This window comes from Nocardioides terrigena, from assembly GCF_003047265.1.
Classification (GTDB): domain Bacteria; phylum Actinomycetota; class Actinomycetes; order Propionibacteriales; family Nocardioidaceae; genus Nocardioides; species Nocardioides terrigena.
In genome coordinates this window covers 92,724-117,554 of the sequence record NZ_PZYY01000006.1, presented here as the reverse complement: position 1 = coordinate 117,554, position 24,831 = coordinate 92,724, and the positions used below count along the sequence as shown (strand labels likewise).

At 74.0% G+C, this 24,831-nt stretch carries 24 protein-coding genes; 8 read left to right on the top strand and 16 right to left on the bottom strand.

Features of this window, described 5'->3' with window-relative positions; genetic code table 11:
• The first annotated feature begins 65 nt into the window (after window positions 1-65).
• Both DAE25_RS14290 and DAE25_RS14285 read left to right on the top strand, forming a co-directional pair.
• Window positions 66-1,106 (top strand): 5'-3' exonuclease, encoded by a 1,041-nt coding sequence (locus tag DAE25_RS14290; protein WP_107766837.1) that lies wholly within the window; start codon window positions 66-68, stop codon window positions 1,104-1,106.
• A gap of 130 nt (window positions 1,107-1,236) precedes the next feature.
• The gene (locus DAE25_RS14285; RefSeq protein WP_159083737.1) at window positions 1,237-2,142 is read left to right on the top strand and encodes a universal stress protein; all 906 of its coding nucleotides are present in this window, start codon (window positions 1,237-1,239) and stop codon (window positions 2,140-2,142) included.
• A gap of 6 nt (window positions 2,143-2,148) precedes the next feature.
• Here DAE25_RS14285 and DAE25_RS14280 read toward each other — a convergent pair whose 3' ends face one another.
• The 3 genes from DAE25_RS14280 to DAE25_RS14270 form a co-directional block, all read right to left on the bottom strand.
• Window positions 2,149-3,039 carry a GerMN domain-containing protein gene (locus tag DAE25_RS14280; RefSeq protein WP_107766835.1) on the bottom strand — a complete coding sequence of 297 codons (891 nt, stop codon included), beginning with the start codon at window positions 3,037-3,039 and terminating at the stop codon, window positions 2,149-2,151.
• Window positions 3,040-3,104: 65 nt separating this feature from the next.
• Window positions 3,105-3,707, bottom strand: a complete 603-nt coding sequence (locus DAE25_RS14275; RefSeq protein WP_107766834.1) for a hypothetical protein — start codon at window positions 3,705-3,707, stop codon at window positions 3,105-3,107.
• A 42-nt stretch (window positions 3,708-3,749) separates the two neighbouring features.
• Window positions 3,750-4,160 carry a hypothetical protein gene (locus DAE25_RS14270; protein ID WP_107766833.1) on the bottom strand — a complete coding sequence of 137 codons (411 nt, stop codon included), beginning with the start codon at window positions 4,158-4,160 and terminating at the stop codon, window positions 3,750-3,752.
• A 122-nt stretch (window positions 4,161-4,282) separates the two neighbouring features.
• Between DAE25_RS14270 and DAE25_RS14265 the strand changes: the two genes are divergently transcribed.
• Window positions 4,283-5,500, top strand: coding sequence for an MgtC/SapB family protein (locus tag DAE25_RS14265; RefSeq protein ID WP_107766832.1), 1,218 nt, complete (start codon window positions 4,283-4,285; stop codon window positions 5,498-5,500).
• 9 nt (window positions 5,501-5,509) lie between these two features.
• Here DAE25_RS14265 and DAE25_RS14260 read toward each other — a convergent pair whose 3' ends face one another.
• Together DAE25_RS14260 and DAE25_RS14255 are read right to left on the bottom strand one after the other, a co-directional pair.
• Window positions 5,510-6,892 carry an MBL fold metallo-hydrolase gene (locus DAE25_RS14260; protein WP_107767070.1) on the bottom strand — a complete coding sequence of 461 codons (1,383 nt, stop codon included), beginning with the start codon at window positions 6,890-6,892 and terminating at the stop codon, window positions 5,510-5,512.
• Between the two features lie 5 nt (window positions 6,893-6,897).
• The gene (locus DAE25_RS14255; protein ID WP_199907598.1) at window positions 6,898-7,908 is read right to left on the bottom strand and encodes a magnesium transporter; all 1,011 of its coding nucleotides are present in this window, start codon (window positions 7,906-7,908) and stop codon (window positions 6,898-6,900) included.
• Between the two features lie 154 nt (window positions 7,909-8,062).
• Between DAE25_RS14255 and DAE25_RS14250 the strand changes: the two genes are divergently transcribed.
• Together DAE25_RS14250 and DAE25_RS14245 are read left to right on the top strand one after the other, a co-directional pair.
• Complete coding sequence (locus DAE25_RS14250; protein WP_107766831.1) at window positions 8,063-9,127, top strand: NAD(P)-dependent alcohol dehydrogenase; 1,065 nt, start codon at window positions 8,063-8,065, stop codon at window positions 9,125-9,127.
• A 4-nt stretch (window positions 9,128-9,131) separates the two neighbouring features.
• Complete coding sequence (locus tag DAE25_RS14245; protein ID WP_199907597.1) at window positions 9,132-11,870, top strand: HAD-IC family P-type ATPase; 2,739 nt, start codon at window positions 9,132-9,134, stop codon at window positions 11,868-11,870.
• A gap of 12 nt (window positions 11,871-11,882) precedes the next feature.
• Here DAE25_RS14245 and DAE25_RS14240 read toward each other — a convergent pair whose 3' ends face one another.
• Genes DAE25_RS14240 through DAE25_RS14220 form a run of 5 tightly spaced genes read right to left on the bottom strand, consistent with a single transcriptional unit; the run spans window position 11,883 to window position 16,236 of the window.
• Window positions 11,883-12,674, bottom strand: a complete 792-nt coding sequence (locus DAE25_RS14240; protein WP_107766830.1) for a putative hydro-lyase — start codon at window positions 12,672-12,674, stop codon at window positions 11,883-11,885.
• The gene (locus DAE25_RS14235; RefSeq protein ID WP_107766829.1) at window positions 12,667-13,605 is read right to left on the bottom strand and encodes a 5-oxoprolinase subunit C family protein; all 939 of its coding nucleotides are present in this window, start codon (window positions 13,603-13,605) and stop codon (window positions 12,667-12,669) included. Before DAE25_RS14235 ends, DAE25_RS14240 begins: the two co-directional genes overlap by 8 nt.
• A complete protein-coding gene (locus DAE25_RS14230) occupies window positions 13,605-14,213 on the bottom strand; it encodes a 5-oxoprolinase subunit B family protein (RefSeq protein WP_056889082.1) in 609 nt (202 codons plus the stop codon). Before DAE25_RS14230 ends, DAE25_RS14235 begins: the two co-directional genes overlap by 1 nt.
• The gene (locus DAE25_RS14225) at window positions 14,210-14,989 is read right to left on the bottom strand and encodes a LamB/YcsF family protein (protein ID WP_107767067.1); all 780 of its coding nucleotides are present in this window, start codon (window positions 14,987-14,989) and stop codon (window positions 14,210-14,212) included. The genes DAE25_RS14230 and DAE25_RS14225 overlap by 4 nt, the downstream gene beginning before the upstream one ends.
• Entirely contained in the window at window positions 14,989-16,236 is a 1,248-nt protein-coding gene (locus tag DAE25_RS14220; protein ID WP_107766828.1) for an NRAMP family divalent metal transporter, read from the bottom strand. Before DAE25_RS14220 ends, DAE25_RS14225 begins: the two co-directional genes overlap by 1 nt.
• A 111-nt stretch (window positions 16,237-16,347) precedes the next feature.
• Between DAE25_RS14220 and DAE25_RS14215 the strand changes: the two genes are divergently transcribed.
• On the top strand, window positions 16,348-17,067 hold the full coding sequence (locus DAE25_RS14215) for a GntR family transcriptional regulator (RefSeq protein ID WP_107766827.1): 720 nt from the start codon (window positions 16,348-16,350) through the stop codon (window positions 17,065-17,067).
• Here the strand turns inward: DAE25_RS14215 and DAE25_RS14210 are convergent.
• Window positions 17,052-17,513, bottom strand: coding sequence for a MarR family winged helix-turn-helix transcriptional regulator (locus DAE25_RS14210; RefSeq protein WP_107766826.1), 462 nt, complete (start codon window positions 17,511-17,513; stop codon window positions 17,052-17,054). The genes DAE25_RS14215 and DAE25_RS14210 overlap by 16 nt on opposite strands.
• 57 nt (window positions 17,514-17,570) lie before the next feature.
• On the opposite strand from DAE25_RS14210, the gene DAE25_RS14205 reads away from it, so the two are divergent.
• Window positions 17,571-18,794 (top strand): hypothetical protein, encoded by a 1,224-nt coding sequence (locus tag DAE25_RS14205; protein WP_107766825.1) that lies wholly within the window; start codon window positions 17,571-17,573, stop codon window positions 18,792-18,794.
• On the opposite strand, the gene ctlX is transcribed toward DAE25_RS14205, so the two are convergent.
• Entirely contained in the window at window positions 18,769-19,806 is a 1,038-nt protein-coding gene (gene ctlX / locus DAE25_RS14200) for a citrulline utilization hydrolase CtlX (protein WP_107766824.1), read from the bottom strand. The two genes, DAE25_RS14205 and ctlX, sit on opposite strands and share 26 nt — an antisense overlap.
• A 43-nt stretch (window positions 19,807-19,849) precedes the next feature.
• Complete coding sequence (locus DAE25_RS14195; protein WP_107766823.1) at window positions 19,850-20,791, bottom strand: universal stress protein; 942 nt, start codon at window positions 20,789-20,791, stop codon at window positions 19,850-19,852.
• Between the two features lie 283 nt (window positions 20,792-21,074).
• Here DAE25_RS14195 and DAE25_RS23960 point away from each other — a divergent pair, with 283 nt between their 5' ends.
• On the top strand, window positions 21,075-21,350 hold the full coding sequence (locus DAE25_RS23960; RefSeq protein ID WP_107766822.1) for an HU family DNA-binding protein: 276 nt from the start codon (window positions 21,075-21,077) through the stop codon (window positions 21,348-21,350).
• A gap of 79 nt (window positions 21,351-21,429) precedes the next feature.
• On the opposite strand, the gene DAE25_RS14185 is transcribed toward DAE25_RS23960, so the two are convergent.
• The 3 genes from DAE25_RS14185 to DAE25_RS14175 form a co-directional block, all read right to left on the bottom strand.
• On the bottom strand, window positions 21,430-22,527 hold the full coding sequence (locus DAE25_RS14185; protein ID WP_159083736.1) for a threonine aldolase family protein: 1,098 nt from the start codon (window positions 22,525-22,527) through the stop codon (window positions 21,430-21,432).
• On the bottom strand, window positions 22,524-23,957 hold the full coding sequence (locus DAE25_RS14180) for a PepSY-associated TM helix domain-containing protein (RefSeq protein WP_107766820.1): 1,434 nt from the start codon (window positions 23,955-23,957) through the stop codon (window positions 22,524-22,526). The genes DAE25_RS14185 and DAE25_RS14180 overlap by 4 nt, the downstream gene beginning before the upstream one ends.
• Before the next feature lie 71 nt (window positions 23,958-24,028).
• Complete coding sequence (locus tag DAE25_RS14175) at window positions 24,029-24,733, bottom strand: hypothetical protein (protein ID WP_107766819.1); 705 nt, start codon at window positions 24,731-24,733, stop codon at window positions 24,029-24,031.
• Between the last annotated feature and the right edge of the window lie 98 nt (window positions 24,734-24,831).

The window sequence follows — 24,831 nt, the reverse complement described above, 5'->3', positions numbered from 1 at the left end:
CTTGCAACGCAGACGCGCGAGCCGCACCGACTTCGACATCCGCCTAGGGTGGTCGCCGATCCCCCATGAGCCCCTCCCCCACCGAGCCCACCGAGCGCACCGCGCCCACCGACCCCGGCGCCCGCAAGCTGCTGCTGGTCGTCGACGCGCCGTCGCTGCTGCACCGCAACCACCACGCGCGGGCCCACACGCGCATCAAGGACCGGGCGGGCCGCCCGGTGTGGGCGTTGCACGGGATGCTGCGCCAGATCCTGGAGTCCATCGACCAGTTCGCGCCGGACGCAGTGATCTTCGGCCTCGACGACCGCACCGGCTCCGAGCGGCGCGACTTCTACCCCGACTACAAGGCGGGGCGGGCGGAGAAGGACGCCGAGCTCGTCGAGCAGCTCGAGCGCGCCGGTGCCCTGCTCGACGCCCTCGGCCTGGCCACCCTCACACCGCCCGGTCTCGAGGCCGACGACGTCAACGCCTCCGGCGCCACGTGGGCCGAGCGGCACGACTGGAACTGCGTCATCATCACCTCCGACCGGGACGCCTTCGCCCACATCAGCGACCACACGCAGGTGCTGCGCCTCATCAACGGCGGCATCAACGGCTCGCCGCTGCTCAACCCGACGCGCCTGCACGCGATGTACGGCGTGCCCGCCGCCAACTACCTCGAGTACGCCGCCCTGCGCGGCGACGCCAGCGACAACCTGCCCGGCGTGACCGGCATCGGCGAGAAGGCCGCCGCCGCGCTGCTCCTCACTGCGGGCTCGATGGATGCGGTCTGGGCCGACGTCGACCACGACGACGGGCGCTCGCTCGTCGCGGCGCTGGACGCGCTGGCCGCCGAGACCGGGGGTCGCCGCACCGGTGCGGGCGTCGTACGCCGTCTCGCCGCACCCGGCGCCCGCGAGCGCTACGACTTCAACGTGCGGATGATGTCCGGCCGTGACGACCTCGACCTCGGGCTCACCCCGGACGTGCCCGGCACCCCCGGTCTGCTCCCCCTCGACATCGACCGGGTGAGCCGGGTCGTGGGCTTCCTCGGTGTCGAGGCCACGACCTCGCTCGCGGTCCGCGTCCTCACCGGCGACCCGGCGTCGCGCTCCGCGGCTCGCTGAGACCGGGCCCGGGCCGGGGTCCAACGTCCCGGGCATCCGGACCGACATGCCCTCCCGGCAGCCACCGCCGTCGACAAGTCTGGAGGTACCGGCAGCGATCGTCGCTGCCGCGGGCAGAGGAGATGCAGAGATGAACACCGCCGAAGCACCCCTGGGCACGATCGTGGCCGCCGTCGACGGCTCCCCGTCGTCGGACCTCGCGGTGGACTTCGCCGTCCACCAGGCCCGGCTCACCCGGCGCCCGCTGACGCTGGTGCACGCCCTGTCCCCCATGGACACCGTCTGGATCGCGCCGGTGGGCATGTCACCCAGCATGGGCACCGGGATCGGCCTCGAAGCGCTGGAGACCCAGGCCAAGGAGCTGCTCGCCGAGGTGCGGGCCGACGTCGCCGCCCGCGCGCCCGAGCTCGAGGTGCACGTGCTGCTCGGTTTCGGCGACCCCCGCCAGGTGCTGCTGGACGTCGCGACGCGCGCGTCGATGGTCGTCATGGGCTCCCGGGGTCGCGGCCCGGTGCGGTCCCTCCTGCTCGGCTCGGTGGCGGTGGGGGTCTCGCACCACGTGACCTGCCCGCTGGTCGTGATGCGTCCGACCGACGGGGCCGAGCGCTCCGGCGTCCTCGTCGCCGTCGACGCCACGGAGCGCTCCATGGCGCCGCTCGAGTTCGCCTTCCAGCACGCCTCGGCGCACGGCCTGCCCCTCACCGTCCTGCACGCCTACTGGGACGTCCGGCACGCGGCCGTGCACGCCCACGGCGACCAGGAGGGCGTGCACGCCGACGAGGACGAGCTGCTGCTGCTCGCCGAGATCCTGGCCGGCATGGCGGAGAAGTACCCCGACGTGGTCGTCCACCGCGCGCTCGCCACCGGCCTGGTCGACCTGGCCGTCATGGACGCGGCCGCGGACAAGGAGCTCGTCGTGCTCGGCACCCACCACGGCAGCGCAGCCGGCGAGATGCTCTTCGGCTCGGTGGCGACCACCGTCCTGGAGCACGCGAGCTGCACCGTCGCCGTCGTACCGCTCCACCTCAAGGACTGAGGGGCCTCACGGCTCCAGGCAGGCCGGGATCGAGTCCGTCGGGCCGGTCGGGCTGGCCGTGCGTCCCGCAGGGTCGTAGATCTTGACCCAGTCGACCGACGGGAGCCGGCGCAGCGTCGGCATGATCGAGCCCGCGACCGTCACCGTGGATCCTCCGCTGCTGCACCGACCGGTCAGTCGCACCCGCGCGATCCCGCCCGCGACGGACACGTCGGTGATGCCGGTCGCCCGGGACCTCACCAGCCGCAGACCGTCACGCCGCTCGCCGGGCAGCGGCCCCGCGAAGAGCCGGTCCATCAGGTCCGTCGCCGGGGTGCCGGGCCGCACCGGACGCATCACCGGGACGAAGAACGGCTCGACGTTGTCGACGAATCGGTCCCGGTCGAGGAGGAAGACACGACGCTGCACCGTGCGGAAGCCGGCCCGCACGTCGATGACCAGGCGGCTCGGGTCCTCGAGCGTGGTCACCTCGAAGGGCGTCCGCTTCGCCAGCCCGATGCCGTACGTCGTCACCGCCTCGAAGTCTCCGGCCCGCACGGTCGTCATCACGTTGGGCAGCGCGTACGCCGTGCGCCGCGGCACCGTCGGGCGGCCCCCGTCGTCGTGGGCCTGAGCGGGGTCGAGGACCACTCGCAGGATCGCGCGACCGGCCACCCGGACCGGCAGACCGGAGCCGTCGGCGACCAGCCGGTCGACGTACCGCACCCCGTGGCTCGCGGGCAGGTCGCCGTCGAACTCGAAGACGATCCGGTCGAAGCCGGGGTGGTGGGACGCACGGACGTCCACCAGGGTCGGGGTCGTCGGCGGGACGGCAGCGGCAACGCCCACGGGGCTCACGAGGCTCGGGGCGACCAGGCAGGCCGACGCGACGAGGACGGCGGGCAGGTTGATCGACATGGGTCCACGGTGGTCGGCCGGCGGGTGCTCGCGCCAGTGCCGAAGGTCCCGGGAGGGCGCGCGGGTCACCACATCGGGAACGGCCCCGGCGGGCGGCGGCGCTGCGGCAGGTGGGTCTGGCCGGGCTGCCCGTGGGAGCTCTCCCAGACGAAGGACGGGAGCGGACAGCCGCTGCGCGCGGTGATGTCGTCCAGGATCTGCTGGCGCACCTGCACGACGACGAGCCGGTCCGCGACGGTCCCGGCCCGCCGCAGCTGACGCGTCGACTCCGCCCACTGGCGCCGCAGCGCCTCGTCCTCGTCGGCCATCCCGGCCTGCACGAGGCGCGACGGGAGCAACCAGGGCTGCACGCTGCGCAGGACCCGCGACACCACCCAGGGCGAGGCGAGCGCGACGACCACGGCCGTCGCGGTGCCCGCCGGGCCCGCCACCTGCGAGAGTCCCGGGACCAGGGTCGGCACGACGGCCAGGGCCGCACCCTTGAGGACCGGGTACCGCACGTGCTCGAGGTCGTCCCGCAGGGTGAGGGCGATGAGGGCGCCGAAGACGGCCAGTGCGAACGCGACGGCGAGGATCACCCCGAGGTCCATCGTGAACGCGGTCGCCACCGCGGCCAGCAGGACGGTGATGGTGGCCACCACGCGCCACAGGACTCGGTAGGTGCTCATCGACGGTCTCCTCGCGATCGTGTCGGTCCCGGCCGGGGCCGCTCAGTGCTGGTCGTAGTCCCGGTCGCGGTCGTCGTCGTGGCCGTCCGGCAGGTGCTCGAGGGCGTCGGCCAGGGACAGGCGGAGGCGCGTCGTCTGGTGGTTCCACGCCGCGACCGGCGCCAGGGAGCGCTCCAGGAGGGCCAGCTGGCTGTCCAGGGCGGCGAGCTCGGCCCGGACCGCCTGGAGGCCGAGCCGTTGGGCGTGCACCTCCTGCTGCAGCACGTCCACCTGTGCGGCCACGCTCGGCAGCTGGTCCACCGAGCGCGCCAGGGTGGCGAGGGCATGGCGCAGCGGCGGGGGCGTCACGCCCACGACGGAGCCGCCCGCCGACGCCAGCCGGCGCGTCACCTCGAAGGCATGGGCGGTGAGGCCGGTCCCCTGCCCGGTCCCCGTGGCAGTCGTCTCGTCCATGGCGGTCCTCCCTCTCCCCTCGACCATGGCACCGCGACGCGGCCGTCGCACGGGCCGTTGGGCCCGTTCCGGGGGACCGTCGGGCCCTGCCGGCCGCCCGGTGCCTCCACGACGCTGGACCCATGGGCGAGCTCCAGCTGTGGCAGTCGCTCGGTGTCGCGCTGGCCATCGGCCTGCTCGTGGGTGCCGAGCGCGAGCGCGACCAGCCCGGGCGCACGGCCGGGATCCGCACCTTCGCCCTCGTCGCCGTCATCGGGTCCCTGGCCGTCCAGGTGCCGCTCGTGGTGGCCGCGGTGCTGTGCGCGGGCGTCGCGCTGCTCGTCGTCGCGGGCTACGTCGTCACCGGCGACCAGGACCGCGGCATCACCACCGAGACGGCCGTCCTGGCCACCCTCGGCCTCGGCGCGCTCAGCCACACCGACCCCGCCGTCGCCGTCGGTGTCGCCGTCGCGGTCACGGTGCTGCTGGTCTCCCGGGAGACGCTGCACCGCTTCGTCCGCGAGACTGTCACCGACCAGGAGCGCTCGGACGCCCTCGTCTTCTTCGTCGCCGCCTTCGTCGTGCTGCCGGTCCTGCCGTCGGGTCCCGTCGGGCCGTACGGCGCGTGGGTGCCGCAGCGCATCTGGCTGCTGGTCGTCCTGATCATCGCGATCGGCTGGGTCGGCTACGCCGCCACCCGGATGTTCGGCGCCCGGCGTGGGGTGATGATCGCGGGCCTGGCGGGCGGCTTCGTGTCCGCGACGGCGACCACCGGGGTGATGGCGGCCCGGGCCCGCCGCAGCGAGGTGCCGGTGCGGGCGGCCCTCGCCGGCACGCTGCTCGCCAGCGTCGCGACCCTGGTCCAGCTGGCCCTGGTGACGGCGCTGGTCGACCCCACCGTGACGGTCCGCCTGCTCCCCGCCGTGGTGGCCGGCAGCCTGGTGCTGGCCCTCGAGGCGTGGTGGCTGGGCCGGTCGGTCCACGGCGAGGACGACTCCACGCCCACCGGTCGTCCCTTCGCCATCGGTCCGGCCCTCCTCCTCGCCGCGATCATCTCCGCCGTGCTGCCCCTGGCCCTGTGGCTCCAGGACCGGTACGGCGCCGCCGGTGCAACAGCGGCGAGCGCCACCGCGGCGCTGGCGGACGTCCACGGAGCCAGCGTCGCCATGGCCACCCTGGTGCACAGCGGCGACCTCCCCCTCGCCACCGCCGTGGTGGCGATCGGGGCGGGCCTGGCGACCAACACCCTCGGCAAGGTCCTGGTGGGTGCGGCGGCCGGCGGTGCCCGTTTCGCCGGCGCGCTGCTGCTCCTGCTGCTGCCGGCGGTGGTCGTGGTGGGCGTCGCCCTCTCCCTCTCCTGAGGACGGGCCTCAGTCGAGCAGGACCCGCTCGCCGTACGACGGGACGACGGCGTTCCAGCCGAGGTCGTCGCGGATCCGCCGCACCAGCGCCCGGGCGGAGTCGGGCTCGCCGTGGACGACGTACGCCGTGCCGGGGGGCCGGGGCGCGCGCTCGAGCCAGTCGAGGGTCTCCCCCGCGTCGGAGTGCACGGAGAAGTCGTCGATCGAGACGACCTCGGAGCGCACCGGGATGTAGCGGCCGTGGATCTTGACGTCCCGCGCCCCCTCGAGGAGCTGCCGTCCGCGGGTGCCGACCGCCTGGTAGCCGGTGAGCACGACGGTGTGCCGCCGGTCCGGGAGCATGTGCTCGAGGTGGTGGATGATCCGGCCGCCGGCGGCCATCCCGGACGCCGAGATGATGATGCACGGGTGTCGCGGGTCGTTGAGCTCGCGGGACTCGGTCGGCGTGCGGGCGGCGTGCAGGTCCCCGGGGTCGAAGAGCCCGCTCGTCCGGGACAGGTCCGCGCGCACCTGGCCGCTGCCCTCCGCGATCGCCCGCTCGTAGACCCTCAGCGCCGCCAGCGCCATCGGGCTGTCCACGTGGACCGGGACGCGGGGTATGTCACCGGCCTCGGTGAGCCGCCGCAACGCCATCAGGACCAGCTCGGTGCGGTCCACGGCGAAGGCCGGCACGAGCACGCTCCCGCCCCTGCCGATCGTCCGCCGGACCGCGTCGGCCAGTCGCTGCGGGTCGGGCACCGGGTGCAGGCGGTCGCCGTACGTCGACTCGACCACCATCGTGTCGGCGGCCGGCGGGTCCGCGGGGGGCCGGAGCAGCGGGTGGTGCCGGCGCCCGAGGTCGCCGCTGAAGAGGACCCGGTGCCCGTCGACGGTCAGCGACACCGTCGCCGAGCCGAGGATGTGGCCGGCCGGCCGCAGCCGCAGGACGATGCCGCCGGCGATGGTCACGTCCTCGTCGAGCGGCACCGGCTCGAGCAGCGGCAGGGTGCGCTCGACGTCGGCGGCGTCGTACAACGGGAGGGCGGGCCGGTGCTTGGAGAAGCCCGTCCTGTTGGCGTACAGGGCGTCCTCCTCCTGGAGGTGGGCGCTGTCGCGGAGCACGATCGCGGCGAGCTCGGCGGTCTCCGGGGTGGAGCGGACCGGCCCGCGGAAGCCCTCCTTGACCAGGCGCGGCAGGTAGCCGGTGTGGTCGAGGTGGGCGTGGGTCAGCACCACCTCGTCGATGGAGGCGGGGTCGACGGGGAACTCGTCCCAGTTGCGCCGCCGCAGGCTCGACGGGCCCTGGTAGAGGCCGGCGTCCACGAGCACCCGGGCGCCGGCACCCTCCACGAGGAAGCGGCTCCCGGTGACGGTGCCGGCGGCGCCGAGGAAGGTGAGCGTGGGCTGGACCATGTCGATCACCCCAGGACCAGAACGGCGGCGAGGAAGTAGATCACCAGTGAGAGCAGGTCCTGGATGACCGTGGCGAGCGGACCGCTGCCGAAGGCCGGGTCCCGGCCCGTCCGGGACATGAGCACCGGCAGCACGGCGGCGACGACGGTCGCGACGCTGCACGCGGCCACCAGGGCGATCGAGACGGTGAGTGCGATGCCCGGGTCGCCGAGGACGGAGAGGATGGCGGGATAGCCGACCGCGGCCAGCAGGAGCCCGAGCAGCGGACCGGTGAGCGCCTCCAGCCGGATCGTCGAGCGCAACGACGTGCCCACCGACAGTCCGCGTACGACGAGCGCCTCGGTCTGGGTGCCCACCGCGTCGGCGAGGTAGATGACGCCGGGGATGAAGAACGCGAGGCGCACGTCGGCGGTGAGCCGGCCCTCGAAGAGTCCGACGAACCAGGCGGACAGCGCCGCGCCGGCGAGGCCCAGCACCAGCCACGGCACCCGGTGCCACAGCCGGTGCGTCACCGGCTCCTCCATGGCCACCCGCGCGGTGTGCGACGACGCGAGATAGCCGCCGAGGCGGGCGAAGTCCTCGTCGTGGGCCCGCAGCAGCAGGCCGAGCAGCCGCGACGAGGGGACCAGCCCGTGGAACAGGCCGTCCTCGTCCACGACGGCGAGGCTCGACTCCCCGTGCCGGACGGCCTTCCAGGCCGCCTGCTCGCTGTCGTGGCCGAGGGCGACGACGGGCGGGTCGGGGTCGAGCAGCTCCGCCGCAGTCGTCCCCGGCGGCGCCGCCAGCATCCGGGCGAACGGCACCAGGCCGAGCAACCGCGACGGCGTGCCCGGCTCCGTGCACACGGCGACGTCCGCCACCGAGTCGTGGGCGCCCGCGCGCAGCCGCACCAGGACCTCCTCGACGGTGTCGGCGAGGCCGCACACCGGGATCCGCAGGGAGACGTACTGGTCGACCGGACCGGGCAGCTGGGGCAGCGGAGCGGCCTGCGCGGGCGTGGGGTGGGCGGTCAGCACGGGTGGCTCCTCGCGGGAGGTGGGACCTCCACGATCCCGCGGGCGACGCCCGGCTCCTAGGGACCAACGGCCCCCGTCGACGGAGTCGCTGGCCTCTTCATCGCCCGCCCGGTCACCGCGATGCTGGGCACAGGACATCGACGAGGAGGACCCCATGTGGGCGTTGCGGTTGCCGTCGTGGAAGAGCGAGCCGGAACTGGTCGAGGTGCCGGTCCCGGTGCCGGGGCCGGGTGAGGTGCTGGTGCAGGTGGGCGCTGCCGGGGCGTGCCACTCCGACCTGCACCTGATGCACGACTTCGAGGCCGGCGCCCTGCCGTGGGAGCCGCCCTTCACGCTGGGCCACGAGAACGCCGGCTGGGTGCACACGCTCGGCGAGGGCGTCCGCGGCCTCGAGCCCGGCCAGCCGGTCGCCGTCGTCGGCGCCTGGGGGTGCGGGCAGTGCCAGCGCTGCCTGGGCGGCTACGAGACGCTGTGCGCACGCCCCGACCTGGCCCCCGTCCCCGGCGGTGGAGGCGGGCTGGGCATGGACGGCGGGATGGCGGAGTACCTCCTCGTCCCGGCCGCGCGGCACCTGGTGCCGCTTCCCGACGGGCTCGATCCCGTCTCCGCCGCGCCGCTCACCGACGCGGCGCTCACGCCGTACCACGCGGTGCGCCGCTCGCAGCACAAGCTGGGACCCGTCTCGACCGCCGTGGTCATCGGTGTCGGCGGCCTGGGCCACCTCGCCGTCCAGGTGCTCAAGGCCACGACCGCAGCCCGGATCGTCGCCGTCGACCCGCGGGAGTCCTCCCGCGACAGTGCGCTGCGGGGTGGCGCCGACCTCGCGGTCGCCCCCGGCCCCGACGCCGTGCAGGAGATCCGCGACTTCACCGGCGGGCTGGGCGCCGACCTCGTGCTCGACCACGTCGGCAGCGACGACACGCTGGCCCTCGCCGCCGCCGTGTCCCGCTCGCTCGGCGACCTCACCCTCGTCGGGATCGGCGGCGGCACGCTGCCGGTGTCGTTCTTCTCCCTGCCCTACGAGACCAGCGTGCAGACGACCTACTGGGGCAACCGCCACGAGCTCGTCGAGGTCCTCGACCTCGGCGCCCGCGGGCTGCTGACCGCCGAGACCACGCTCTACACGCTCCATGACGCCGCCCAGGCCTACCTCGACCTGACGCACGGCACCGTCACCGGGCGTGCGGTCGTGGTCCCCACGGACGACTACCGGGCCTGACGCGTTGCCGGACCACAGCACCATCGACACTGCTCCGGAGCACCACCACCACCACGCCGTCCCGGTCGCGGAGGTCGTCGCCCGCCTGGGCAGCCACCGGGACCGGGGACTGGAGGAGCCGGTCGCGGTCGACCGCCTCGCCCGCGACGGGGCCAACACCCTGCCGGAGGCACGGGGCGACTCGCTCGTGCGGCGCGTGCTCCTCCAGTTCCACAACCCGCTGATCTACGTCCTCCTGGCGGCCGCGCTGACGACGCTGCTGCTCGGTGAGTACGTCGACGCCGCAGTCATCATGGGCGTCGTCCTCGTCAACGCGCTGGTCGGCTTCGTCCAGGAGTCGAAGGCCCTCGCCGCCCTCGACAGCCTGCGGTCGATGGTCCGGGGCGAGGCCCGCGTCGTCCGTGCGGGACAGCGCCGCACCATCGCGTCCGAGCACCTGGTCAGCGGGGACCTCGTCGCGCTGGAGCCGGGCGAGAAGGTGCCCGCCGACCTGCGCGTCGTCGATGCGACCGAGCTCCTGGTCGACGAGTCCAGCCTGACCGGGGAGTCGGCGTCCATCCGCAAGGCGGACGCGGTGCTCGAACTGGCCGCCCGGGTGGCCGACCGGACCAACATGCTCTACGCCGGCAGCCTGGTGCGCGCCGGGACGGGACGCGGCCTGGTCGTGGCCACCGCGGAGCGCACCGAGCTGGGGGGCATCCACCGCATGGTCGGTGGGGCCACGGTGCTGGCGACGCCCCTGACGAGCAAGCTCGCGCGCTTCAGCTCGTTGCTCACCGTGGTGATCGTCGCGCTGGCGGTGGTGGCGTTCGTGGTCGGGCTGCTGCGCGGCGAGAGTGCCCCGGCGATGTTCACCGCCGCCGTGGCCCTCGCCGTCGGGGCCATCCCGGAGGGTCTCCCGGCCGCCGTCACGATCACGCTGGCGATCGGCGTCAAGCGCATGGTGCGCCGACGTGCCGTCGTACGCCATCTCCCGGCGGTCGAGACCCTGGGCAGCACCACGGTGATCTGCACCGACAAGACCGGCACCCTCACCACCAACGAGATGACCGTGCGGCGCGTGTGGACCCCCGACGGCGAGCTCGAGGTCACCGGCCTGGGCTACGACCCGGCCGGGGAGCTGCGTCGAGACGGGGTCCGGGCCGACCTGGACGGCGCAACCGGCCTGCGGTGGTGCCTGACCGCCGGGACGGACTGCAACGACGCCGGGGTCGTCCGCGACGGCGAGCAGTGGACGATCTCGGGCGATCCCACCGAGGCCGCCATGAAGGTCGTGGGGCTCAAGGCTGGACCGGCCGGGGCGCTCGACTCCGAGACGCTGCGGGTGGCCACCATCCCGTTCGACTCCGAGCGGCAGTACATGGCCACGCTGCACCATCGCCCCTCCGACGACCACCACCTCGTCCTGGTCAAGGGAGCCGTCGAGCGGGTGGCGGACCTGTGCGAGCAGTGGATGAGGGCCGACGGCACGGTCGAGCCGCTGGACCGGGCCGTCGTCGTGGACGCGGTCCACCGCCTGGCCGCCCGGGGGCTCCGCGTCCTGGCGACGGGGGTGGTGCGCGACGCGGACCCGGACGACTTCACGACCGACGGCCTCCACGGTCGCGTGGTGCTCACCGGCCTGCAGGCGATGCTCGACCCGCCGCGACCGGCGGTGGCCGCGGCCGTCGCGGCGTGCCACGCGGCCGGGATCGAGGTCAAGATGATCACCGGCGACCACGCCGCCACCGCGGCCGCCATCGCCGACGAGCTGGGACTGGACCACCGGCCGGCGGACCGACGTCGCGTCGTCACGGGTACCGAGCTCGCGTCGCTGCCCGAGGACGAGTACGCCGCGACCGTGGCCGCCGCGGGTGTCTTCGCCCGGGTCTCCCCCGGCGAGAAGCTGCGCCTGGTGGAGTCCCTGCAGTCCGCCGGCCACGTCGTGGCGATGACCGGCGACGGGGTCAACGACGCCCCGGCGCTGCGCCGGGCCGACATCGGCATCGCGATGGGTCGGGGCGGGACGCAGGTCGCACAGGACGCCGCGGACATGGTGCTCCTCGACGACGACTTCACGACGATCGAGGCGGCGGTCGAGGAGGGCCGCGGGGTCTTCGACAACCTCACCAAGTTCATCGTCTGGACGCTGCCGACCAACATGGGCGAGGGACTCGTCATCCTCGTCGCCATCGTCCTCGGGTCGGCGCTGCCGATCCTCCCCACCCAGATCCTGTGGATCAACATGACCACCGCGGTCGTCCTGGGGCTGATGCTGGCCTTCGAGCCCCGGGAGGCCGGCATCATGGACCGGCCTCCCCGTGCCCCGGACCTGCCCCTGCTCACCCGCACCCTCGTGTGGCGCACGGTCCTCGTCGCCGGGCTGCTGGTCGTGGGGTCGTGGTGGATCTTCGTCTCCGAGCAGGGCCGAGGCGTCGACCTGGCCGAGGCCCGCACGGCCGCGGTCAACCTGTTCGTCGCGGTCGAGATCTTCTACCTCTACAGCTGCCGCTCACTGGTCGGGCCCTCGTGGCGCCTCGGCTTCTTCTCCAACCCGTGGATCATCGGCGGGGTGGTCGTGCAGGTGGCCGCCCAGGCGGCCTTCACCTACCTGCCGTTCATGAACGCGGTCTTCGGCACCGCCCCGCTCGACGGCAGTGCCTGGCTGGCGATCCTCGGTGTCACGGCCGCGATCGCGCTCGTCATCTCCGCGGACAAGCTCCTCGCCCTCAGGATCGCGGGGAGGCACGGCCCGGACGGGTGACGAGCACGGGCCTCACGGGACCACGTGCTCGCTCTCGCGGATGTCGGTGATGGCCATGTGCCCGGGAGCGTGGCCGATCGCCAGGGCCGGACGGGACTGCATGACCGCCGCCTGCGGGGTCACGCCGCACGCCCAGAAGACCGGGACCTCACCCGGCCGCACCTCGACGGGGTCACCGAAGTCGGGGGCGTCCAGGTCGGTGATGCCGAGCTCGGCGGGCGACCCGATGTGCACCGGAGCCCCGTGGACCGCCGGGTAGCGCGAGGTCACCCGCACCGCGGTGGCCACCTGCGACGCGGCCATCGGGCGCATCGACACGACCAGCGGGCCGGACAGCGACCCGGCCGGGCGGCACGCGACGTCGGTGCGGTACATCGGCACGTTGCTGCCCTGCTCGATGTGGCGCACGGGCACCCCGGCGGCGAGCAGTGCGTCCTCGAAGGTGAAGCTGCAGCCGATCAGGAAGGCGACCATGTCGTCGCGCCAGCGCGCGGTCACGTCGTCGACCTCGTCGACCAGCTCGCCGTGCTCGTAGACGCGGTAGGCCGGCAGGTCGGTGCGCAGGTCACCGGCGAACCGGGGGCTGCTCACCGCCCCGGGCTCGGTCACGTCGAGGACCGGGCACGCCGCCGGGTTGCGCTGCGCGAACAGCAGGAAGTCGTAAGCGAGGTCGCGCGGCACGGCCAGGAGGTTGGCCTGGGTCCAGCCCGCGCACCAGCCCGAGGTCGGCACCCGGAGCCCGCCGCGGAACAGCTCGCGCGCCTCGGCGGGAGAGAGGGTGTCGGGACGGTCGGTCTCAGTCATCGGTGTCTCCTGTGGTGGGCGACGCGGGGGGCAGCGGCGGGGTCGACACCCGCCGGAAGGTGATGCGCTGGCCCGGGCGCACCTGCGCGGCCCGGGGCAGGTCGGCGGGCACGACGACGGCGATCACGGGGTAGCCGCCGGTGACCGGGTGGTCGGCGAGGAAGAGCGTCGGCTGCCCGGACGGCGGGACCTGCAGCGCGCCGCAGACCATCCCCTCGCTGGGCAGCTCCTGGTCCTGCATCCGCTCGAGCACGGTCCCGGAGAGCCGCATCCCGACGCGGTTGCTGTCGGAGGTGACCTCGTAGGGCTGCGACACGAGCGCCGTGTGCGCGGCGGGCGTGAACCAGTCCGCGCGGGGCCCGTCGACGACGCGCAGGGTGACGTCACCGTCCTCGGGCACCGGCACCGGCGCCACGTCGACGCCGGGGTGGGCGTCGGTGGCGGTGCCGACGGGGAGCCGGTCCCCGGGGGCGAGCGGCGCCGGACCGAGCGCCGCCAGGGTGTCCGCGGCCCGCGAGCCCAGCTGCTCCGGCACGTCGATGCCGCCGCGCACCGCGAGATAGCTGCGCAGGCCGGAGCGCGGCGTACCCAGGCGCAGGGAGGCGCCGTCGGGCACCCGGACGACGCCGTAGGCCCCGTGCTCGCGGCCGTCGACCGCCACCGGGCAGGGTGCCCCGGTGACCGTCACGGTCATGCACCCGTGGGCGACGACCTCCAGTCCCCCGAAGGTCACCTCCAGCGCGGCGGCGGACTCGGGGTTGCCGAGCAGCCGGTTGGCCAGCCGCAGCGCCGGGACGTCCGCGGCACCCGAGTGACCGACGCCGAGCGCTCCCAGCCCGGGGCGGCCCAGGTCCTGCACGGTGGTCAACGGGCCCGGGGCGACCACCTCGAGCCACGACGTGGAGCGGGCGGCCCTCCTCCCGAGCGGCATCACGCCGCCACGAACCTGACGCGGACGCCCGGCACCAGCAGGGCGGGCGGTTCGCGGTCGAGGTCCCAGGGCTGGAGCGTGGTGTGCCCGATGAGCTGCCAGCCGCCGGGCGACTCGCGCGGGTAGACACCGGTGAACTCGCCGGCCAGCGCGACCGACCGCGCCGGGACGCGGGTCCGCGGGACGCTGCGCCGCGGCACCGTGAGCCGCTCGTCGGCGCCGACGAGGTAGCCGAAGCCGGGCGCGAAGCCGCAGAACGCGACGGTCCACTCCTGCGCGGTGTGCGCCTCGACGACGCCGCGCTCCCCCAGCCCGGTGAGGCGACCGACCTCGGCGAGGTCCTCGCCGTCGTAGGTCACCGGCACCTCCACCAGCCCCTCGTCGGGCCGCTGCCCGGGTCGCGTCGCCGTGGCCCGGACAGCGCGACCCACCTGGGCGGGGTCGGTCCGGGTCGGGTCGATGCGAAGCATGAGGGTGCGAGCGGCCGGCACCAGGTCGACCACGCCCGCGGGCGGGTCGTCGACGAGCTCGGCGTACAGCGCCAGCACCTCGTCGAGGTCCGCCAGCTCGACCAGCAGGCCCGAGTCACCGCACGGAAGCAGCCTCATGCGACGTCGCCTCCGACGAAGGGGGCCACCCGGACGCCCGCCTCCTCGAGGCCGCGGCGTACGGCGGCCGCCATTGCGACGGCGCCCTCGCTGTCGCCGTGGACGCACACCGATCCGGCCAACACCTCCACGAGCGAGCCGTCGACGGCCACCACCTCGCGGTGGGTGGCCATCCGGACGCTGCGCTCCGCGACGTGGTCGACGTCGTGCAGGACGGCGCCGTCCTCGCGCCGGGACACCAGCGTGCCCTCGGGCGTGTAGGCGCGGTCGGCGAACGCCTCGGGCACGGTGGTCAGCCCCGCCGCCTCGGCGGTCGCGAGCCACACCGAGCCGGGCAGGCCCAGCACCGGCAGGGTCGGGTCGTAGCGCAGCACGGCCTCGACCACCGCCTCGGCCTGCGCCTCGTGGTGCACGATCGCGTTGTAGAGCGCGCCGTGCGGCTTGACGTAGCGCACCTGCGTGCCGGCGACCCGGGCGAAGGCCTCGAGTGCGCCGAGCTGGTAGAGCACGTCGTTGGTCAGCTCGTGGGGCTCGACGTCGAGGAACCGGCGTCCGAAGCCCGCCAGGTCGTTGTAGCCGACCTGGGCGCCGATCACCACGCCGCGCTCGGCGGCGCGCTCGCAGGTGCGGCGCAGCACCGTCGGGTCCCCGGCATGGAAGCCGCAGGCCACGTTGGCGCTGGTGATCAGCTCCAGGAGGGCGTCGTCGTCGCCGAGGGTCCAGGCGCCGAACGCCTCGCCCAGGTCGGCGTTGAGATCGATCCGCTGCTCGCCCATCACCACAGCGCCGCGATCCCGCTCAGGGAGTTCCAGCCGAGGTAGACGGTCAGCCCCCACACGAGCACGCCGATGACCAGGAGCCAGCGGGGGTAGCGGTAGCCGCGCAGCAGGTCGGTGCGGCGTGCGGCCACCCAGAGGATGACGGCGAAGCCGACCGGGAGGATGAGGCCGTTGAGGGCGCCGGCCAGCACGAGCAGGGTCACCGGGGCCTTGCCCAGCGCGAGGTAGACGACGGTCGAGAAGAGGATGAAGACGACGGTGAGGAGCGGCCGGCGGGCCTCGAGGCGCTTGGAGAAGCCGGCCAGGAACGACACCGAGGTGTACGACGCACCGATCACCGAGGTGATGCTCGCGGCCCACAGGATGATGCCGAAGACCCGGACCCCGACGTCGCCCAGCGCCGCCTCGAAGGCGGAGGCCGGCGGGTTGTCGACCGCGAGGGTCACGCCCCCGGCGACGACGCCGAGCACGGCGAGGAACAGCAGGACCCGCATCACGCCGGTCACCAGGATGCCGGTCACCGAGCCCCGGGTGATCTCGCGGACGTGGTCGCTGCCGGTGATGCCGGAGTCGACGAGCCGGTGGGCACCGGCGTAGGTGATGTAGCCGCCGACCGTGCCACCGATCAGCGTGGTGATGATGAGGAAGTCGACCTCGTCGGGCAGCACGGTCTGGCGCAGCGCCTCACCGACGGGCGGGCCCGAGACGATGGCCGCGTAGGTGACCATGACGATCATCAGCAGGCCCAGGACCACGACGATGCGGTCCATCGCCACGCCGGCCCTCTTGCTGAGGAAGATGCCGATCGCGATGGCCGCGGAGATCGCACCGCCGATCTTGACGTCGAGGCCGAACATCGCGTTGGCGCCCAGCGCGGTGCCGCCGATGTTGCCGATGTTGAAGACCAGGCCGCCCAGGACGACCAGGGCCGCCAGGAAGTAGCCGGCGCCGGGGAGGACCGAGTTGGCCAGCTCCTGGGCGCGCATGCCGGAGACCCCGATGACCCGCCAGACGTTCAGCTGCACGGCGATGTCGACCAGGATCGACACCAGGATCGCGAAGGCGAAGGCCGCCCCGAGCTCGGCCGTGAAGACGGTGGTCTGGGTGATGAAGCCCGGCCCGATGGCGCTGGTGGCCATGAGGAACATGGCGCCGAGGAGTGCCCCGCGTGCCGCCCCGGCCTTGGCCGTCGCGCTTGCTGGCTTGCTGCCTGTCGCACTCTGCTGGCTGGTGTCGTCGGTCATGTGTGGCCCATCTGTCGGTCCCGTGCGATGCCGGGAGAGGTGGTCCCCGTCACACCAGAGTGAGGGATTGTTGAACAATTCGTCAATACCCCCGTCCGATACTGTTCCCGCGTGACCACCACCGACTGGCTCGAGGAGCTGCAGGCCGAGCGCCCCCGACTGGGTCGCGCCAGCACCGCCGGAAGGGTCGCCGACGTGCTCCGCACCCGCATCACCGAGGGCCACCTCGCCCCCGGGACCAGGCTCTCCGAGGAGGACATCGGTGCCGCCCTGGGGGTCTCTCGCAACACGCTCCGCGAGGCGTTCAGGCTGCTCGGCCACGAGCGCCTCCTCGTGCACGAGTTCAACCGCGGCGTGTTCGTCCGCAAGCTCACCGTCGACGACGTCCGCGACCTCTACCAGCTGCGCCGCATCCTCGAGTGCGGCGCCGCGCGCCGCGCGGCCGAGCGCCTCGCGTCCGACCCGTCGTACGCCGATCGCTGGGCCACCCTGGTCGAGCCCGCCCGCGCGGCCGCCGAGGAGGGCCAGGCCGCCGCCGAAGAGGGGCGCTGGGTGGACGTCGGCACCGCCAACATGCACTTCCACCAGGCGATCGCCGCCCTCGCCGAGAGCCCCCGCGTCGCGGAGGCGATGGGCCACCTGCTTGCCGAGCTGCGCCTGGTCTTCCACGTGATGGCGGCGCCGCAGGCCTTCCACGAGGCCTACCTCCCGGACAACCGGAGGATCCTGGGGATGCTGGAGGCGCGCGACCTCGCCGGGGCCGAGGCGGCCATGGCGACCTACCTCGACGCCGCCGAGTCCCAGCTGGTCGAGGCCTACTCCGCGGGCTGACCGGGGCCCAGCTCCGCGGCCGCGCGGAGCAGCGCACGCAGGTCGTCCCAGCGCCGCGCCCCGAGCCGTCGGCGCCAGTCCGCCTCCACCTCGCCGATGAGGGCGTCCCCGTCCGCGACGGCGCGACGACCCTGCTCGGTCGGGCGCAGGATGCGGATCCGGCGATCACGGTCGTCCCGGACGCTCTCGATCAGTCCCTGCTCCTCGAGGGCGTTGGCGAACTCGCCCAGCGCCTGCTTGGTCATGCCCACCCGGTCCGCCAGGTCGGTGACCCGCATCCCGTCGACCGGTGTGAGGCTGAGCAGCCGGAGCTGGCTCGCACGCAGCCCGGTCGCCGCCCCGGCCCCGTCGGCGCTCCTCGCGACCAGGTCGCGACGCATGCCGTCCATGACGTAGCCGAGCAGGGCCAGCGCGTGGTCCGGGAGATCGTCCTTGACCGATGTCATAAGGCAACCTTACTATCGACGAAACGGTAAGGCTACCTGACAACATCGGGGACGACGATGGACGACACCACCGCAGCACCCACGCGTGGGGCCCGCTCGCGCGACGACCTCCCCGCCGCGACCGCCGCGACCCCGGCCGCCCTGCTCGGCACGGACGGGGCGGACACCGTCGCCGCCCTCGACGACCTCGTGCACGAGGCCCTCGGCCGCCACCCCGACCCCGGGACGACCGCCGTCGACACCGTCCCCCACGCCCTGGGCTCCCCCGCCACCGGAGGGGTGCACCGCGTGCACGGACGCGACACCGCGGGTGCCCCCTGGTCGCTCTTCTGCAAGGTGCTCCAGCACGTGCGCCACTGGTCCGGCCTGCAGCTGATGCCGCCCCCGATGGCGCAGCACTTCTCCGACACCTTCCCGTGGCGCTCCGAGCTCGAGCTCTGGGACCCGCGGGTCCTGGCCTCGCTCCCCCGCCGCCTGCGCGCCCCGCGGCTGCACCGGCTCGTGGAGCTCCCCGAGGACCGGGTCGCGATCTGGCAGGAGGACGTCGCCGAGCGCCCGCTGGTGTGGGACGACGCGGCCTACGCCCGGGCGGCCCACCTCCTCGGACGCTGGAACGCCCGCTCCACCACCGACGAGGTCCTGGCCGTGAGCGAGCTGCCGCCGGGCTTCGCGCTGAGGATGTACGCCGAGCAGGCCGTCCCGATGCGCGGGCTCGCGCCGCTGGCCGACGAGGCCCTCTGGAGCCACCCCTGGCTCGCCGGCGACCGGGACGTCGCGGAGGCCCTCCGCGGGTTCGGGGAGCAGATCCCCGCTCTCCTCGACCGCCTCGACGGCTTCACGCAGGCCCTCCCGCACGGGGACGCCAGCCCGCAGAACCTCCTCGCCCCGGCGGACGACCCGGACGGGCTGGTCGCCATCGACGTGTCCTTCCGCAGCCCGCACGCGCTGGGCTTCGACCTCGGACAGCTCCTCGTCGGGCTCGTCCACTCCGACGTCGTGCCCGCCGGCCGGTTGCCGGGGATCGCCACCGCCGTCGTCCCGGCGTACGTCGAGGGCCTGGCTGCCGAGGGCGTGCACGAGACCCCGGCCGCCGTGCGTGAGGCCTTCGCGACGTCCGCGCTGCTCCGCAGCGGCTTCGACGGCTTCCTCTACGGCGAGCTCGACGACGCCCGCGCGGGCGATCAGCCGAGCCCCGCCTTCCGCCAGCGCGTCGACCTCGCGCGCTTCCTCGTCGACCTGTACGACCGGACGGGCGTCAGCCCTCCTCGTCGGCGCGGATGAGGTCGCTGCCGTCGAGGGTCTCGGGGTCGTCCTCGTTGATCGCCTCGACCGCCTCGGTGAGCTCGGGCTCCGCCGCGGGGCGACGGTCGAGGTGGACGCCGGCGATCATGCAGCGCACCGACCCGCCAGCGAGCTCGATCGTGGGGATGTCGACCGCGACGATCTCGCACGACTCCTCGATCGCCGCGACCTGCTCGGGGCGCAGGCTGGCCCGCGCCCGCGCCGACATGGCCATGATGTAGCGGCGCCGGCCCTCCGGCGTACGACCGCAGAGCTCGACCGCATTGCCGGCGAACTCGCGGATCTGGTCCTCGGTCAGGTCCACGACGGTGCGGCCGTTGACCGAGAGGCGCTCGCGCACCTGGGCCCGGCGGTCGAGGTCGGGGATCATGTCGAGGGCGATCAGCGCGACGTCCGTGCCGATGCAGGCGATGACGTTGGTGTGGTAGACCGGCACGCCCTCGGAGTCGACGGCCTCGAAGGCCATCGGCTCGTAGCCGAAGTCCGTGCAGAAGCGCTCCAGCACGTGGGTGTCCGCCCGGTGGCTGCGGGCCGTGTAGGCCACCCGGGAGACGTGGTCGAGGACCATCGCGCCGGTGCCCTCGAGGAAGATGCCGTCGGGCTCGAGGCCGGAGTAGTCGACGATCGTCTGGACGCGGTAGGACGACTTGAGCAGCTCGAGCACGTCCGAGCGGCGCTCGTGGCGCCGGTTGGAGGCGTACATCGGGTAGACCGCGACCATGCCGCCGGCGTGGGTGGAGAGCCAGTTGTTGGGGAAGACGCTGTCGGGTCGGGTGTGGTCCTCGTCGTCGAAGACGTGGACCCGGACGCCGGCCGCCCGCAGCGCGGCGGCCAGGGCGTCCATCTCGGCCAGTGCCTTCGCGGCGGTGGCGTCGTCGGTCTGGCCCGCCGGGGCGTCGGCCTGGAAGGCGTTGTCGGCGGCCGTCGCCGGGTTGGGGGTGAACCGTTCGGCGCGGATCAGGATGACTGCGGAAGGGGCCTGTGCACTCACGGGAGCGCAATCTAGACCATGGACCGCGGTCCGGCCCCTTCCCTCAGACCACGTCGGCGTGCTGGCGGTGCGTGGTCCAGTGGTGCCGGGGTCGGGGGTCGGCCAGCATCACCGGGCAGACGGCCTCGCGCAGGACCGCCCGCGCGACCGGGCCGAGGTGCGACCCGGCCGGGACCAGGGGGTCGTGCCGGCCGATCACCAGCAGGTCGGAGGTGCGCGCGGCCTGGATCAGGGCATCGCCGGGGAAGGCGTGCCTGGCCTCGATCTCGACGGTGAGGCCCGTGGCCTCCTCACCGAGCCCGGAGAGCGCCTCGCGGATGTCGCTGGTGGCCCGCTCCGTCCACCTCTCGTGCTCGACGCGGGACACGATGATGTCGTCGTAGGCACCCGGGAACGACCAGGTGTGCAGCACCCGCAGCGTCGCCCCGCGACCGCGGGCCTCGTGCACCGCAGCGCGGAGCACGTTCTCGGCGCGCTCCGGCACGTCCACCCCCACGGTGACCACGGGGACGGCGTCCCCGGAGCCGGGCGGGCTCCACCGCGCCGGCACGGACACCACCGGGACGTGGGCGTGCGCGGCCACGCCGCTGGAGGTGGACCGGGTCACGACCCGCAGCACCCGGGAGAGCGGCCGGCGCTGGAGGACGACCATGCGGGTGTCCTTGGAGGCGGCCACGATGGAGGACACCGGACCGCCCCACAGCAGCTGCGTGGACACGGGCAGCCCTTCAGGCATCAGGTCGCGCGCCCGCTCCTCCGCGGCGGCCAGGACCGACCGGGCGGCGTGCTCGAGGTCGACGATGTCGACGAGCACCATCTCCGGTCCCTGGGCGACGTGGTGGAGCACGTGCAGCAGGTGCAGTCCGCACCCCTCGCGGACCGCCACGTGGACGGCGAGCTCGAGCGCCGCGTCCATCGGGTCGTGCCCGACGGCGACCAGGACGGGCGGGACGTCGTGCTCCGCGACGGTGTGGTGCTCGGTCATGACGGCCTCCGCTGCTCGGTGTGGGTGCTGCCTCCACGGTCCCGCTAGAGGGCTGCGGACCGGGAGGGTCGAAGGGCCCTTGACCTCACGGTCGGACGTCACCACCACTCCGGAGGCGACACCCCGGGGCCCGGTTTGCGGGGATCGGTGCCACGTCCGGGCCGGGTGTGCCTATAGCGTTGCCCACCGAGCACGCCGCCCGGTAGCAGCCAGGTTTGGGGATCAACCCCCGGATCATGTTGGGTGGAGTGAAATCCCAAGGATCGAACAAGGAGCAATACACGTGAACAAGACCGAGCTTCGCGACGCCATCGCCCAGCACGCCGACCTGACCAACGCGCAGGCCGACAAGGCCCTCGAGGCCGTGATCACCTCGATCACCTCGACCGTGGCCAAGGGCGAGAAGGTCACCCTCCCCGGCTTCGGCACGTTCGAGTCGCGCGAGCGTTCGGCCCGCACCGGCCGCAACCCGCAGACCGGCGAGACGATGGAGATCGCGGCCAGCAAGGCCCCCGCGTTCAAGGCGGGCTCCGCCTTCAAGACGGCCGTCAACGGCTGATCGAGCCACTTGGTTCCCTCCCGCTGGGACCTGAGTCACCACGTGACTCAGGTCCCAGCGGTCATTTCAGCCCCGCCACTCAGCCGTTCACGACGTGGCCCAGCCAGTCGGCGACCTTCTCCGGGTCGTACGACGTGGCCGCGGCGTAGCAGGCCAGCTCGGTGACGACCGTGCCCGGGTCGTCGGTCTGGCGGAACGGGCCGCACAGCACGGTGCCCTCGGCCTCCATGAAGGCCAGCAGCCGCTCGTTGACGACCTCGGCCACGCCGTCGGCGTACACCTCGAAGGTGCACATGCCCGGCTCGGCCGGGTGCACCCGCAGCCCCCGCGACGGCAGCGCGGCCGCCAGGGAGCGGGCCCAGTCGGCGTACTCCCCCATCCGGGGCAGCTCGTCGCGCAGGCCGAGCAGGGCGCCCACGGCGTACGGCGTCATCGCGAACAGCGTGCCGCCCATCCGCTTGCGCCACACCCGGAGCTCGTCGACGACGTCCTGGTCGGCGACGACGCAGGCGCCGGCCTGGGCGCCGAGTCCCTTGTAGAACGACACGTAGACGCTGTCGAAGAGCCCCGCGATCTCTGCGAGCGGGCGGTCGTAGAACGGCTGGGACTCCCAGAGGCGGGCACCGTCCAGGTGCAGCGGTACGCCGCGCTCCCGGGCCGCCGTGGACAGCCCGACCAGGTCGTCCCACGAGGGCAGCAGGCAGCCGGCGTCACGCAGGGGCACCTCGGTGAGGGCGGCGCCGAGCCGGCCCGGGACCGCCGCGAGGTCGGCGGCCACGGGGGTCCGCCGACCGGTGGTGAGGAAGTCCCACTCCAGGCCGTGCAGCCGACGCGGTCCGTCCTCCTCGTGGTGGACCAGGTGCGAGAGGTCCGGCAGCGCGACCCGGCGACTGCCGGACCGGTCGCACCAGATCCGCAGCACCGCCTGCTGGGCCAGCGTGCCGCTCGGCACGAACAGCGCCGCCGGCTTGCCGAGCAGCGCCGCGACCTGCGACTCCAGCTCGGCCACCGCGCCGCGCGAGCCGTAGCCGTCCCACTCGTCGATCCCCAGCTCCGTGCACGCGCCCGCGAGCCGGGCGAGGTCGTCGGCCGGCCGGGTGAGCCGCCAGAACACGGTGCGGTCGCAGGAGCGCGCGGCGGCGCGGAAGCGGTCGGGGAAGTCCGTCTCGTCGGTCATGCTGCATCGAACCATCCCGCCAGCGCCGGCACGCGTCGCACCACCAGCTGGTCGAGCAGCAGGATCGCGAGCACCGACAGGCCGAAGAGCGGCAGGAAGATCCCCAGCGTCACGAGACCGACCATCAGCAGCGGCGTCGCCCGCAGCGGCATCCGGCCGCGCGGCGCCCCCATCGAGCCGGACCGCGACGGGCGGCGACGCCACCACATCAGCGGCCCGGTGACGCAGGAGAAGACGATCGCCAGGCACATGAGCGTCGTCCCCACCATCGACCAGGTCCCGAACGAGCGGCCCTCGTGGAGGCCGATCCCCTGCGCGACCACCTGGGCGAGCACCGGGTAGTCGTCGAAGCCGTACGTCGAGACGACCTCGCCGCCGTACCGGTCGACGTGGACGGTGCGCTCGTCGGACGGGGCGTCGAAGGCGTAGCCGATCACCGAGAACACGCCCTCCTCGTCCGCCGGCAGGGCGATCGTCATCGGGTGGCGCAGGCCGGCATCGGCCGCCGCCAGGACCGCGGTGTCGAGGTTGGCCACGCTGCGCCCCTCCTCGCCGTCCTCGGGCGCCGTCGACCGCGGCACCTCCGACTCCCCCATCCCCCACGGCACCTCGACCGAGTGGCTGTGCGGGAGCGACTCGTCCAGCGAGGACGTCGGGTCGGACAGCGCGCCGTGGTCCTCGCTCCACAGCGACGACCCCTGGGCGGTGGCGAGCTCCTGCACCTTCGCCCCCCAGAGGCCGGTCCAGGGCAGCCCGGACACCAGCAGGAAGAGCAGCCCGACGCCGACGACGGCGCCGACGACGCCGTGGCTGGACCGCAGCCGCGCCCCCGGGGCGCCCTTGGCCAGCCGCCGGCGGCGGGCCTTCCAGCCGCGCACGAACAGGTAGTAGCCGGTCAGCGCCATCACGATCGCCCAGCAGGCGCCGAGCTCGATGACGAGGTCGCCGACGGTGCCGCTCATCAGCTCGCCGTGCAGCAGCACCGCGATGCCCGACACCGTGCGGTCGGGGTCGAGCGAGCCGAGCACCTCGGCGCCGTACGGGTTGACGAAGACGTCGCGGGCCGCGCCGTCGTCGGTGGTGACCGAGAAGACTGTGCTGCGACCGTCCTCGCGCGGCTCGGACATCGAGACCACGGTGGCGTCCGGATACGCCCGCTCGACGGCGGCGAGCTGGTTGGCGTAGGGCTGCTGGATCGCGGTCTCGCTGGGCGCCGAGACCGTCATCAGGTCGGGGTGCAGCAGCGGCTCGAGCTGGAAGCGGAACAGGTAGATCAGCCCCGTCACGGCGAGCACGAGCAGGATCGGGATGACGAGGAAGCTGGCGTAGAAGTGCCAGCGCCAGAAGGCGCGGAACATGCCGCTCGCTCCCGGTCGGGAGCGGCGGGCGGGCGCGGTGCTGCGGGCAGGACGGGGTGGGGCGGTGGTCATGGGTCTCCTCGAGGGCGTACGACGCCTCGACCGCCGCACGGCAGGCGTGCGGCGGGAGGCGGAGGGTCGGGTCAGGCGGCGAGGAGGGCCGGTGGACCGCGACGTACGACGCTGCCGCCGACGCGCTCGAGCGCCGTGCGGTGCAGGGGGTGGAGGTGCGCGACGGCGGGACGGAGCCGCCGGGCGGGGGTCAGCGGGACGAGGACGGCGACCAGCGGCGCGAGGACGGTGCGCACCGCGAGGGTGAGCAGGGACCAGACGGCCCGCTCCCCCACGGCCAGCCACAGGCCCACGAGCACTCCGGCGGCGGCGTGGGCGAGGAACATGGGTGCGTGGTCGAGCAGGGACGCCGGGTCCGGCACCGTCAGCCCGGCGGCGACGGGCGCCTCGACGGTCGCCTCGTAGTGGTCCTGCAGCGAGCCGACCCGGCCTCCGGAGCCGGTCGGGAGCGAGCCGGTGAGGGGTGGGGAGGTGTACGACGCCGCCGCGGTGTCGCCGGCTCCGTGGCCATCACCGTGGCCGGCCGTCAGGCTCAGTGCCCCGTGGACCAGCGTCTGGCCGAGCACCACGAGGCCGACGAGCAGGCGCGTCGATGCCGGCCGGGAGAGGAAGGCGGCCGCGAGCGTCGTCCCGGTCGCGAGCAGCAGCACGAGGGCGGGGACGCCGGGCAGCAACCCGCCCGCGGTCACGTGCCCCAGCGCCCCGACGAGGAAGGTGGCCACCGTCAGGACCAGTGCGCGCCCCCACAGCAGGAGGGGGTCGGCAGGCAACTGCACGCCGACATCCTGCCCCCGATGAGGGGGGCCGGCGCGCTCGGTCATGGCCACATCCTCCCATTCAGGTACGCCGGGCGGTGCGTCCGTCCTCGACCTCC